We start from the raw sequence: 12,749 nt of genomic DNA, 5'->3' as shown, positions 1-12,749 counted from the left end.
AGAACCTTTCTAATTAGAGCCAGATTTTAATGCTTCGGAAACGTCTACTTTAATTCCATCCTTATAAGCCACTACAAAACAGTCTTTATAACCTTTAGCCCTAGCCTCTATTTGAAATTGTTTTATCTTATTATAATCAGAAGTATATCCATAGAAATACTTATAAGTGTTTCCAATTTTTATTCTTGAAATATCTGACAAGCCTTTAAAGTTATATGATTTAGGCGCCAGCTCCTTAGAGCTTGAAGCAATCTGAACTTTAAACACCACATTGTCTACTATATATGGTTCGACTTCTGCAGTTTTGGTACTTGTATCTTGATAAATATTCTCTCCAACATTCTGATCTAGTTGCTTTTTATAGGCTAAAATAGCATCTGTAATAGATTTTGACATTTTTGATTGCCCGTTTTTAGAATTTAAATACGAGCCTTCTTTTTTATATGTTAAAAAACCTGTCTCAACTAACACACTCGGCATATACGTGTTGTGCAATACCCAAAAACCAGCCTGCTTTACGCCTCGGCTTTTACGCTTTTGTTGCGACTTAAAATTATCTTCTATTTGACGAGCAAGTCGTATACTTTCATCTAAATACACTTCTTGAATAATTGTTAATCCTATTAGGGACTCTGGAGAGTTTGGATTAAACCCTTCATAATGTTGTTCGTAATCTGCTTCTAAGAAAATAACCTCATTTTCTTTTTTTGCAATTTCAAAATTACGTTGGTTAGCATGGAGTCCGAGTACAAAAGTTTCTGTACCATTTGCAGAAGAATTGTGCGCATTGCAATGCACAGAAACAAACAAATCGGCATCAGCATCATTTGCGATTTTTGCACGTCCTCTCAATGTAACAAACACATCTTTCTTTCTCGTATATATAACTTTTATGTCTTTGTTTTTTTCTAGAGCTTTCCCTATTTGAAGTACAATCTTTAGTGCAATATTACTTTCCTTATACCCGTTTCCTGTGTTACCAGAATCATCCCCTCCGTGTCCTGCATCTAGTACTACTACAAACTTATCTTTGTCTCCTTGAAAAGCATGGGCAGATGTTAAAAAACTGGTAATTAACAAAATCACTAGTACGAATCTATAATAAGGTGTCGTTTTCATACGTGTTTAACGTTTTATCAACTCGATTTATTTTAAGCCATCAAACATCTCACTTTTGTGAGCTTCGAATACTTTTGATAAATTAATTGAATTATAAATTAATCATAAAAAATATATGTAATTTTGGCAATTCAAAAACCGAGCCATACTTTAGCAAAAATACATTTAAAAGCATTGCGTACAAAAAGCTTACACATACTTTTTACCCTAAGTTTTACCATGTTTATTAACATGTTTTGCTTTGCACAAGAGTTGCCAAAAACGAAGGAACCTATAAAAGCTAAAACTGAAAATGATTCGGTTACGGTTTCGGTGAACAGTTTAGTAGCAAAACCTCTAAACCTAAAGGCGCAGGATAGTGTAAAAAATGATTCTGTACCTAAAAAGAAAGAACTTCTTACAGACATCGTAAATTACAAGGCTAAAGATTACGTTAGATTAGATCAAAGGAAAAACCAAACCACACTTTATAATCAGGCCGAAGTCAATTATACAGACATGAATATAAAGGCTGGTATTATTGTCATTGATCATAGCAAAAATTTAGTCTATGCTGGGCGCTTAAAAGATTCAGCTGGTGTTTATACTCAAGCACCTGTGTTTACTCAGGGTGAAAGTGTTGTGGAACCCGACTCCATTATATTTCATACAGTCACAAAAAAAGCGATTATATTCAACTCTAAGACTGAATATGGGGAAGGCACAATTATCGCTGCTGTTACAAAGCGAGAAAATGATTCTACATTATTTATAAAGGATGGAAAGTTCACTACTTCAGAAAATCTAGACGATCCCGAATACTATTTCTTAATGCGAATCGCCAAAGTAGTTCCTGGAGTAAAAGTAGTGACTGGAGTAACCAATCTCTTTATTTATGATGTTCCTACTCCTATTGGTTTGCCATTTGCTTATTTTCCAATGACAAAAAAACAGACCTCTGGTATTATTATGCCTACACCTGGTCAAGATCTTGGAAATGATAGAGGTTATTTTTTACAAAATGGTGGTTATTACTTTGCTATTAGTGATTATTTAGACCTAGCAGTACTGGGAGATTATTACACCAACGGAAGCTACGGATTGCGCTTAGAAAGTAATTATGCTTTGAGATATAAATTTAGAGGTAATCTTAGTTTTAGATATGAGAACTTAATAAATAGTGAACGTGGTTTTCCAGACTTTTCGAAATCGACTATTTATAATATTAGATGGTCTCACAGTCAAGATCAGAAAGCTAACCCGAACTCTCGTTTTTCAGCATCTGTAAATTTAGGTAGTAGTCAATATTACAGACAATCTATTAATCAACTAAACTTATCTAATACTCAAAATAATACCTTAGCTTCTTCTGTATCGTATTCTAAAACATTTCAGGGCGAGCCACAGGTTAACATGAATATAACAGCCACACACTCTCAAAACACGAACACAGAACAAATTAACATGACTTTACCAACCTTTCAGGGTAGCGTTAGTCGTGTATTTCCTTTTGCGCCAAAAACAGGAACAAAAAAAGGCTTTTTTCAAAATATCAACGTTCAGTATAATGTTCGAGCAGAAAATAGAATACAAACAACAGACTCATTATTTTTTAGATCTGAAATGTTCGATGATGCACGTGTAGGTGCCTTGCACTCGATTCCTGTCGCTACGAATTTCAAAGTATTTAAATATTTCAGTATGAGTGCTAGTGCTAATTTTGAAGAAAATTGGACGCTTAATACCATAAATAGATTTTATGATGATGTGAATGATGAAATTGTCACTCAAGACCTCAATAATTTTGATCGTTTCTTTACCTACAATTTTAGCGCAAGTATAGGAACAACACTCTATGGTATGTTTGGAAAAGAAGGCAGCGAATCATTGATACAACAAGTAAGACATGTAATGCGTCCATCTATTAGTTATAACATTAATCCAGCCTTCGACAATTATTATGACACTTTTGAAATTGTTGATGCAGATGGGACCACAGCTGGCGAAGTACAAAGAGAACAATTTACAAGATTTGAAGGCTCTTTATTTGGAGTACCAAACAGAACCTTTTCTAGTTCAATGGGAATATCCTTAGGTAACAATTTTGAAGCCAAGGTAAGAGATAGAGACAGCACTGCAACCGAGCCGAAAAAGATAAAATTATTGAACAATCTTAACTTTTCGACCTCTTATAATTTTGCTGGAGATTCGCTAAATTGGAGCCCGTTACGTGTTTCTGGAGGAACTTCAATATTAAAGGATAAGATGAATATCAACTTCGGAATGGTGTTAGATCCTTATGCTTTAGATAATAACAACAGAAAAATTGATAAGTTTAATATTGATAATGGCGGAAGTTTATTTCGATTAACCTCGGCAAATCTTAATATTAGCTATTCATTATCTAGCAAACAATTTGAAGGTGACGATAGCGGTGAAGACGATAGAGCTCGTCAAGAATCACTAAGAAGTGGTGGTCGAGCCGATGACCTATTTGGAAAACCTCAAGATTTTGCCGATCAACGTTTAACAGACAATGATCGCTCTGATAAAAAGAAAGAACCCTCAGAATTTTACAATTTCAAAATCCCTTGGAGTCTAAGATTGGCATATGCCGTGAATTATACAAATTCAGCAAGACAAAATAGAATTTCCAATAACTCACTCATGTTCTCTGGTGATATTGAATTATCTCCGCGCTGGGCTGTAGGCGCATCCTCAGGTTATGACTTTGTAAATAAAGGGTTTACACAAACACAATTGCGTTTTGAGCGTGATTTATTGAGCTGGCGCATGAATTTCACTTGGGTACCATTTGGAACGTATAATTCATGGAATTTCTTTATTGGAATACGTTCTAATCTTCTTAAGGATATTAAATACGATAAACGAAGACAACGCGATCAGCAACTCTAACATTTTAACATTGTTCAACTATGAAAACAATAATAAATACACCTAATGCTCCTGCTCCTATAGGACCATACAATCAAGCGGTTTTAAGTGGCAACACCTTATATACATCTGGTCAAATAGCTATTAATGTTAGTACAGGAGAACTTGTTCTAGACTCTATTTCTTCGGAAACAGAACAAGTTATGCAAAATCTAAAAGCTGTTTTGGAAGCGGCAAATATGACTTTTGAGGATGTTATTAAGACCTCTATATTTATTAGTGATATGAATAATTTCGCACAGATTAACACGATTTATGCCAAGTATTTTGATTCAAATACAGCACCAGCAAGAGAAACTGTTGAAGTTGCCAATTTACCCAAATTTGTTAATGTTGAAATTAGCATGATTGCCGTAAAATAGACGTATTTGAGAGTTATAAACAATCATTTCTTAAAAACTTCATTTAACTCTTGTTTTATCATGTCTTCATACTTTTAAATTTGAAGCCATAAAACAACACGCCTTATATTATGCGAAAAATTTTACTATCTACACTTCTTTGCCTATCATTTTCAATGGTCTTCGGCCAAGATAATTTTGAAAAATCATTAGATTCCATCCAAACCCTAGACGATGTCACCATTTTTTTAAAGAAAAACAAAAAAGTCAAAGGCAAAGTGATTGTTTTTAATAGAGAGAAGCACGCTACGCGTATGGCAGATGTGATTTTTAAAATGGGTGTTGGTTCTAAAAGATCGTTTAAAGATGCGCCTCAAAAAACCTATTATAAAGTTATTGAGAAATACAAGATCCCTTACTACAGAGTAAGTTACGTTTATTTGGATGGAAGTGAAACACCTTTAGAAGACATAAATGCCGCTAGAAAGCGTGTGATATCACAGTATAATCAAGGAGCCACTTTCTCTGATTTAGCGGTAAAAAACTCCATGGACGATACCGCAAAACGTGGTGGAGATTCGGGTTGGTTTAAAGAAGGTGATCTGCATCCAGAATTTGAAAAAGCGATTGTAACTAGTAATCATGCCGAAGGTGATGTTTTTACGGTAGATATTCCAGAGATAAAAGCGTATTATGTTGTATTAGTAACGCATGAACGAAAACTAATTGAAGAAGTTAAGGTCTTAAAAATTACAGAACCTAAGAACTAATGCAACTTTTCTATAATAAAAGCCTAACTGCAAACGATACTGAAATACGATTCTCAAAAGAAGAAAGTCGACATATTGTTAAGGTGCTGCGTAAGTCTGTTGGAGACCTATTGCAAATAACTAATGGTAAAGGTTGGTTATTTGTGGCTAAAATTAGCTTAGCCGATGTCAAAAACTGTATTGCAATAATAGAATCCTCAACGCTGCAATCAAAAAGAGATTACCAAATTCACCTGGCTGTTGCACCTACTAAAATGAATGACCGTTATGAGTGGTTTTTAGAAAAAGCAACAGAAATTGGTGTAGACAGCATCACTCCTATCTTTTGTGATAATAGCGAACGTCGTGTTATAAAACCAGAACGCTTCAAGAAAATTGTCCAATCTGCAATGAAACAATCTTTGCACTTTTATTTACCAAAACTTAATGATGCCGTACCATTTAAAGATTTCATATCTCAAGACTTCAAAGGACAGCAATTTATTGCCCATTGCGAAGACACTCATAGAACTTCATTAAAACAAGCTCTTAAAACCAATACCGATGTCACCATTTTAATTGGTCCAGAAGGTGATTTTAGTACCAAAGAAATTGAGCTCGCTTTTCAAAATAATTTTGATCCAGTGGTATTGGGAAAAACCAGATTACGAACAGAAACGGCTGCTGTTATAGCTTGTCATTCTGTAATATATTCAAATGAACTATAAGTTCACTTGGGAAGCTCCAATTATATCTAAATCAGAATTTTGAGACATTACGATTAGTTTCAATTTATCTTCTTTATTTACGATTTTCGGAATAGAAAAACTATAGCTTCCATTCGATTTTTTCAAACCTAAAGATTCATCTAAAACCACAATATTCGAATTTTTTAATGTTCTATTTCGGTTCTCTCCTCTTGGTATTTCTGTGGTACGCTCTTTAATAGCCAAAACGATTCTCATCGTTTTGTTTTTAATAGCACCAGCAATATTATAATTAAAACTCACACTGTTTCCGGACCTTTTAACTACGGATAATTCGATTTTATTTTCTGCGGAAATTTTAGCATATGATTTTAATTTAGCATTCATTTCTCTAGTGTTAGACCCAACGAAATGTGTTTTCCCATTTACGACTACCTGAGGCGTATAAATTGAACTGCTATTAAATTTCCTGCTGTATTGACGTTGCTTATCACTAAAGGAAGCCTTACTAAATGGGTCTTTCCAACCAATATAATTCCAATAATCAACGTGATAAGACAGTGTTATAATTTGATTTTCATTATCAAATGTATCAACCTCAGTTAAAAGTTTATCGGCAGGTGGACAGCTAGAGCAACCTTGTGATGTAAAAAGTTCTAATACAATAACAGGTGGATATGTCTCTACTTTTTCCGAAGTAAAACATAAGGGTATCATAAATAACGTTAAAAGGATATGTTTCATCTGCTTAATTTTTTATTTTTGGAGTATGAGGTTTAGTTCGAAACATTTAAGAAATCTTACAGCGCTATTAGCACTTGTGATAAGTTTAACAAGTTTAAATGGCCATGCGCAAGATTTAGCTATTGTAAAGTATAAAGGCGGTGGTGACTGGTACAGTAACCCTACCGCTCTACCAAATTTGATTAAATTTTGTAATGACAATATAAAAACTAGAATGAATGAAAAACCTCAGGTTGTAGAGGTTGGCAGTATAGATATTTTTCAGTTTCCGTTGCTTCACATGACAGGGCATGGCAACATTTTCCTTACGGACGAAGATGCCGAAAACCTCAAAAAATACCTTACTTCTGGTGGTTTTCTACATATTGATGACAATTACGGTATGGAACCCTATATTAAAAAAGAACTTAAAAAAGTATTTCCAAATCAGGAGCTAATCGAGTTACCCAAAGACCATGAGATTTTTAATACGGCCTATAAGTTCCCAGAAGGTTTGCCAAAAATTCATGAACATGATGGTAAACGACCGCAGGCTCTTGGGCTTTTTCACGAGAGTCGATTGGTTTTACTCTTTACGTTTGAAAGTGATTTAGGCGATGGCTGGGAAGACCCTGAAGTACACAATGACCCTGAAGATGTTAGAGAAAAGGCACTTAAAATGGGAGCTAATATTGTGAAATACGCCTTCGAAAATTAGTAAAAGTTTACTTGGTTTCAAATACGATTCCCATAACCTCAGATTTATTTAATACCGCATGGCAATAGCCATTTGGTATAAAGACTATGTCACCAGCTTCTTGGGTACAACGATAGACGTTCTCTTGTTTGTTTGGTAATTTTGGAACTTCATTTTTAAACCAATCTTTGGCATGTGTTCCTAGTCCATATTTCCTATTAAACGTATGCAGCAATTCATAACCTTCTGGATTGTGTTTTTCACTGGCATCATAAAACACCCATTCTTTAGTACCACTTTGAAGGATATTAAACGCATTGCCATGGATATGAGGTAACGTTCCCGCGTTTTTCACTGAGTGAAAAAAGAAAAAACGTTGAATATCATTTGTTTTAAAATAAGGATTAGACGATTTCACATCTTTATAGAAAAGCGGTGGCTTTCGGGCATTAAAAGGATCTAATGTTAGAGTACTTACGCCAGATAGTTTTTCGAAGTAAAATTTCAATGTTGTTTGTTCTTTAGAGTATGCTGGTCTAGAATCTTTGATAACTTTACACACATAGCTCCCCATATGCTCAACAATATACTCTTTTGTCCAGTTAGACATCAAAGGCCAGTTGGCTGCTGCGCCTTTAAGTAATACTGGTATACGCGGTTTTTTGTAATTTGAAACAAACAAATCGCTGTCACCACTTTGAAGTTCATCAAGCGCAATCATCTTGTTACTATTACCGCTTTTGAAAATATTGAATAGTCCCATATTAAACTATAAATTGATCTGACTGAATAAATTTAAACTTTTTATTATTGATAACAACTTTGTTTTTGGCATATTCATATAACTTATAATCAAAAGCGTTAAGTTCCATAACACGACTTTTTATGGTTTCATCAACAATGGTTTGATACATAAAAGGTGTTTTTTTTCTAACCGTCACTTTTTTTGGTAAAACTATTCCTGTTTTTTCTTCAAACAGGTTTAAAAAACTTGCATACTCATCTGTTATACCACAATGTATAGGAAGCGACTCAATGCTATCAATTAAGCGCTCGAACTCTTTATCCGTAATCTTTTTAGGGTCATTGATAGGTCTTCCTAATAAAAATTTAGATTGATAATTCTGAGTTTCTTTACAAGCAATATAAGCCTCAAAGGTTTTTGGTTTCTGTTTCAGCTTTGTTATAATTGCTGCATTAGTATTTCCATTTTTACCATCTAGAATATGAAACTGAAAATTAAATTCAGAGATTAATCGGTCTAAGGGATTTCTTAATATTAGAAACATTTCCTTGTCGTCTCTATTGTTAATTTCAATATCTTTTAAAAACTTTGCGCCTTTAAACCTCCGATGTTTGTCTAAAAAATCAATATGAAAAATTGTTGTGTTTCCAACGCTATCAGTTTTATGCGTAGGTGTTGCTGTTTGCGCATTTTGATTTAATGACGCTTGTAATAAACCAACAAATGTAGAGCCGCCAGATTTTGGGATATGAAAAAAAACAGATGCTTTCTTTGGCACTGTTTTCTTTTTAGAAAAAATCGAAAACATACTTGATAAGTTTAAAACGAAAGTAAGATATAATTATTTGTGAAATTGAGATATGCATTAGGTGATTTTTTAAAAATAGTTTTTCATTGATACTGCTTTTTTACATATTTACATTCTTGAAACACAAACACCATGCAACTTGATCACTACTCTAATCAGTTTAATAAACGTACCTTTTCAATTAAAGTCATTGCCGAAAATGTAACTAATGCTCCAAATATTGGCAGCCTATTCAGAACAGCAGATGCTTTTGGTGTTGAAGAATTAGTTTTTTGCGGATCTCAGATTACGTTAGGTAGAAAAATGATGAAAACATCAAGGGCCACAGAAAAATCTGTCAAACACAGGACTCAATTAGATATACAAAAGGTTATTTCAGAAGTGAAACATGAAGGTTATTTTATCGTTGCTCTAGAAATTACTTCTGAAAGCAAATCTTTAACGGAATTCAATTTTCCTAGAAATAAACCTATTGCTCTGATTATTGGGGATGAAAATTTTGGAGTTTCAGAACATATTTTAAAAGTTTGTGATGCAATCATTCACATTGATATGTATGGTCAAAATAGCAGTATGAACGTTGTTCAAGCAACAAGTATTAGTTTATACGAAATTACAAAGCAACTTAGCTAAAGTCTTTTTATATTTATAGAGTAAAATCAATCTAATGAATTCTAGAACCATTGCAAATGGCATACTACGTGCCGTGGGGATTATAGTAGCCATCGCACTTATCCTATATTTCTTTTATAAAATTCAATCGGTAATTGTATATATTCTCATAGCTGCCGTCATTTCTTTAATAGGCAGACCTATTGTTATCTTTTTAAGACGACGTCTAAAATTTAGAAACACTATAGCTGTTGTTGCAACCATGCTTCTACTCGTTGGTGTTTTTGTTGGCATTATAGGGCTCCTGATTCCATTATTAGTTGAACAAGGACACAATCTATCTTTACTAGATATAACAGCACTGCAAGAGAACATTGAAGAGCTTTATAGATCTGGCATCGCCTATTTAGAACTAAACCATATTGATGCAGAAAAGGCAATAAAAGAATCTAAAATTTTATCCAATTTAGATTATAGTGTAATTCCAAACTTCTTGAATAGCCTAGTATCTGGCTTGGGAAGTTTTAGTATAGGTTTAATGTCTGTGCTTTTTATTGCATTTTTCTTTTTAAAAGACAGTAATTTATTTGAAAAAGGCATCTTAACTTTTATTCCTAATGAAAAGGAATCTAAGACAAAACGATCATTTACTAAAATTTCAGATTTACTTTCGCGTTATTTTGTTGGCCTCTTTTTTCAAATATTAATATTGTTCGTTATTTATACAATCGGACTTCTAATTATTGGTGTTAAAAATGCCGTTGTTATCGCTTTCTTATGTGCTTTAATCAATCTAATCCCATACTTAGGACCATTAATTGGCGCCTTTTTAATGCTGTTTTTAGTAATGACAAATAATTTGGGTGATAGTTTTAACGACATTGTGCTGCCAAAGATTATTTACACGCTAATTGTTATTACAATTGCTCAACTCGTTGACAATTTCTTTAGCCAGCCTTATATATTCTCTAAAAGTGTAAAATCACATCCGTTAGAAATATTCTTGATTATTATAATCGCTGGCTTGTTATTTGGCGTTGTTGGAATGATTGTGGCTGTACCTTCTTATACTGCTATAAAGGTTATATTAAAAGAGTTTTTATCAGATAATAAAACAGTAAAAAAATTAACTCAAGGATTGTAGAAATCGTTTGAATACTGAAATTTTAAATAAAGACATTCAAGATTTTATTAACAAAAATCTAAGGGCTGATGTTTCAAAAATTCTATTAAGAGGTACTCCTTTTAAAAACGTTAGCACAAGAACAGTTGTTGAACAAATTGAATCTAAACTAAAGAGCGAGCACAAACTACCTTCGTGGTTTTCTACACCAAATATTTATTTTCCTAATAAACTTAATATAGAGCAAACATCATCTGAAATAGCCGCTAAGTATAAATCCGAATTATTTACAGGCACTACTATAGTTGATATTACTGGAGGTTTAGGCGTAGATAGCTATTATTTTTCTAAGGTCTTTAAAAGCGTTATTCACTGTGAAATAAATGAGACATTGTCTCAAATCGTATCACACAACAATGAGCAATTTGAAATTGCAAATATTGCAACGATTGCTGAAGACGGTATAGAATTTTTAAAATCTGGCGATCAACAATTTGATTGGATATATGTAGATCCGTCCAGACGACATGATAGCAAAGGAAAAGTGTTTTTTCTAAATGATTGTTTACCTAATGTACCCGAACATTTAGAAACATTATTTAAACACGCTCCAAACATTGCAATAAAAACATCTCCTCTTTTAGATCTCTCTGTAGGTTTAAATGAATTAAAACATGTTAAACACATACATGTTTTGGCAATTAAGAACGAGGTGAAAGAATTATTATGGATATTAGAAAACGGTTTTGAAGGTCCTACAACCATCAAAACCGTTAATATAATTAAAGGAAAAAAAGATATCTTTTCATTTAGATTAAGTGACGAGTCACAACGAAATGTCGTCTATAGTAAACCTTTAAGATATCTTTTCGAGCCTAATTCGTCAATTTTAAAATCTGGTGGCTTCAATAGTCTTGCTGAAAGTTTAAAACTCTCAAAACTACATCAGCACTCCCATTTATATACAAGTGACATGTTAATTGAATTCCCAGGGCGTTCTTTTAAAATCGAAACTGTAATCAATTACAATAAAAAGGCATTGAAATCCTTAGGAATATCTAAAGGCAATATCACTACTAGGAACTTTCCAGAAACAGTACAACAACTTCGCAAAAAACACCGCATAAAAGATGGAGGTAACACCTATATCTTTTTTACAACTAATAACTTAAACGAAAAAATTGTAGTCGTAAGTTCTAAAATTAATTAAAGATCTTCTGGAGAACTCGATATTAAATAGTTGTCTATACCAACTTCCATATCAAAGCTCATACATTGATTCATTGTATGCACTACTTTCTCATCATTAAATCCTGTAGCATTTTTTACAACATTAAAAATAATGTCATTAGCTTCAAAAGTTAAGTAGCTTGATGATGTTCCTGGAGCTAAATCTTGTGCTGTTTGTAAAACAACACCATCTGTAGTAGCAATTTCCAATGTTATAGAAATTGTTCCATTGTTAGTGATCCTAGCTTGAGGATCCTGATTTTCGCAAACATCTTGGGTGTTTTGATTCTCTGGAATAACGTTTTCAAATTGCTCATTCTCAATAGATTCAACTGAACAATTAAAACATGTAGTCATAACAATTGCACATGCAATTGCATTTTTTAGTAGGTTTTTCATCGATTTGGGGTTTAATGAAATATAAGACAAAGGTAATTTTAAAATCGAATAAAACAAACTATTTTATCGTTTAAATGTTCAAAATACTCGATTAAGTGTGTTTTTTAAGATGAAATATCGACGAACGACACGCTTAATTTAACTTAAAACGGTATTTCCATGCATGACAATTTTATATCAAAAACGAACTTTTCAATAAAACTAAACTCGATATAATCTATATAATAAATTGTTAGAAACGATCATCTACACCTCCCTTTTTCATCAAGATTAATTATCTATTCTAGGATCATGTGACTAATTTTAAAAATCGTGTCTTAAGACCATGTATACTACTAGTTTTTAAGCGGTTAATTATTAGTATATACTATAAGCTCTCATATTGTTTGGGAGCTTATTTTTTTTAGAAAATAGTTGAGACACGTCATAGATTTAAATAAAATCAAACAAAAAAGCCGCATCATTACTGATGCGGCTTTAAGTGAGCCCTGAAGGATTCGAACCTTCGACCGCCTCCTTAGAAGGGAGGTGCTCTATCCAGCTGAGCTAAGAGCCCTAATAA

Annotated in this window: 13 protein-coding genes and 1 tRNA gene; 8 read left to right on the top strand and 6 right to left on the bottom strand. The window is 33.1% G+C overall.

The window, feature by feature from the left end; all coding sequences use genetic code 11:
• Positions 1 to 9: 9 nt before the first annotated feature.
• Positions 10 to 1,119 (bottom strand): N-acetylmuramoyl-L-alanine amidase, encoded by a 1,110-nt coding sequence (locus Q0787_RS07360; protein ID WP_298901663.1) that lies wholly within the window; start codon positions 1,117 to 1,119, stop codon positions 10 to 12.
• A gap of 123 nt (positions 1,120 to 1,242) precedes the next feature.
• On the opposite strand from Q0787_RS07360, the gene Q0787_RS07355 reads away from it, so the two are divergent.
• From Q0787_RS07355 to Q0787_RS07340, 4 genes are all read left to right on the top strand, one after another.
• Complete coding sequence (locus Q0787_RS07355; RefSeq protein WP_298901662.1) at positions 1,243 to 4,014, top strand: putative LPS assembly protein LptD; 2,772 nt, start codon at positions 1,243 to 1,245, stop codon at positions 4,012 to 4,014.
• Positions 4,015 to 4,034: 20 nt separating this feature from the next.
• Positions 4,035 to 4,415, top strand: a complete 381-nt coding sequence (locus tag Q0787_RS07350) for a RidA family protein (RefSeq protein WP_298901661.1) — start codon at positions 4,035 to 4,037, stop codon at positions 4,413 to 4,415.
• A 110-nt stretch (positions 4,416 to 4,525) separates the two neighbouring features.
• Positions 4,526 to 5,164: a peptidylprolyl isomerase gene (locus Q0787_RS07345; protein ID WP_298901660.1), complete on the top strand. Its 639-nt coding sequence runs from the start codon at positions 4,526 to 4,528 to the stop codon at positions 5,162 to 5,164.
• Positions 5,164 to 5,871, top strand: coding sequence for a 16S rRNA (uracil(1498)-N(3))-methyltransferase (locus tag Q0787_RS07340; RefSeq protein WP_298901659.1), 708 nt, complete (start codon positions 5,164 to 5,166; stop codon positions 5,869 to 5,871). Before Q0787_RS07345 ends, Q0787_RS07340 begins: the two co-directional genes overlap by 1 nt.
• Here Q0787_RS07340 and Q0787_RS07335 read toward each other — a convergent pair.
• Positions 5,866 to 6,594: a thioredoxin family protein gene (locus Q0787_RS07335; protein WP_298901657.1), complete on the bottom strand. Its 729-nt coding sequence runs from the start codon at positions 6,592 to 6,594 to the stop codon at positions 5,866 to 5,868. The two genes, Q0787_RS07340 and Q0787_RS07335, sit on opposite strands and share 6 nt — an antisense overlap.
• Positions 6,595 to 6,619: 25 nt before the next feature.
• Here Q0787_RS07335 and Q0787_RS07330 point away from each other — a divergent pair, with 25 nt between their 5' ends.
• The gene (locus Q0787_RS07330; RefSeq protein ID WP_298901655.1) at positions 6,620 to 7,291 is read left to right on the top strand and encodes a DUF4159 domain-containing protein; all 672 of its coding nucleotides are present in this window, start codon (positions 6,620 to 6,622) and stop codon (positions 7,289 to 7,291) included.
• 7 nt (positions 7,292 to 7,298) lie between these two features.
• Here the strand turns inward: Q0787_RS07330 and Q0787_RS07325 are convergent, their stop codons facing one another.
• Both Q0787_RS07325 and Q0787_RS07320 read right to left on the bottom strand, forming a co-directional pair.
• Positions 7,299 to 8,033, bottom strand: coding sequence for a hypothetical protein (locus tag Q0787_RS07325; RefSeq protein ID WP_298901654.1), 735 nt, complete (start codon positions 8,031 to 8,033; stop codon positions 7,299 to 7,301).
• A gap of 1 nt (position 8,034) precedes the next feature.
• Positions 8,035 to 8,823: a sulfotransferase family 2 domain-containing protein gene (locus Q0787_RS07320; protein ID WP_298901653.1), complete on the bottom strand. Its 789-nt coding sequence runs from the start codon at positions 8,821 to 8,823 to the stop codon at positions 8,035 to 8,037.
• Between the two features lie 132 nt (positions 8,824 to 8,955).
• Between Q0787_RS07320 and Q0787_RS07315 the strand changes: the two genes are divergently transcribed.
• From Q0787_RS07315 to Q0787_RS07305, 3 genes are read left to right on the top strand one after another with little or no spacing between them, the layout of a single operon-like run.
• Complete coding sequence (locus Q0787_RS07315; protein ID WP_298901652.1) at positions 8,956 to 9,456, top strand: TrmH family RNA methyltransferase; 501 nt, start codon at positions 8,956 to 8,958, stop codon at positions 9,454 to 9,456.
• Between the two features lie 34 nt (positions 9,457 to 9,490).
• Positions 9,491 to 10,579, top strand: a complete 1,089-nt coding sequence (locus tag Q0787_RS07310; protein WP_298901651.1) for an AI-2E family transporter — start codon at positions 9,491 to 9,493, stop codon at positions 10,577 to 10,579.
• Between the two features lie 7 nt (positions 10,580 to 10,586).
• Positions 10,587 to 11,768: a class I SAM-dependent methyltransferase gene (locus Q0787_RS07305; RefSeq protein ID WP_298901650.1), complete on the top strand. Its 1,182-nt coding sequence runs from the start codon at positions 10,587 to 10,589 to the stop codon at positions 11,766 to 11,768.
• On the opposite strand, the gene Q0787_RS07300 is transcribed toward Q0787_RS07305, so the two are convergent.
• Entirely contained in the window at positions 11,765 to 12,187 is a 423-nt protein-coding gene (locus Q0787_RS07300; RefSeq protein WP_298901649.1) for a hypothetical protein, read from the bottom strand. The two genes, Q0787_RS07305 and Q0787_RS07300, sit on opposite strands and share 4 nt — an antisense overlap.
• A gap of 482 nt (positions 12,188 to 12,669) precedes the next feature.
• Positions 12,670 to 12,743, bottom strand: a tRNA-Arg gene (locus tag Q0787_RS07295).
• Between the last annotated feature and the right edge of the window lie 6 nt (positions 12,744 to 12,749).

Source organism: uncultured Psychroserpens sp. (genome assembly GCF_947492715.1).
Taxonomy (GTDB): Bacteria; Bacteroidota; Bacteroidia; order Flavobacteriales; family Flavobacteriaceae; genus Psychroserpens.
Note: the sequence above shows the minus strand (reverse complement) of the source record. Positions and strands in the feature narration are given on the sequence as shown.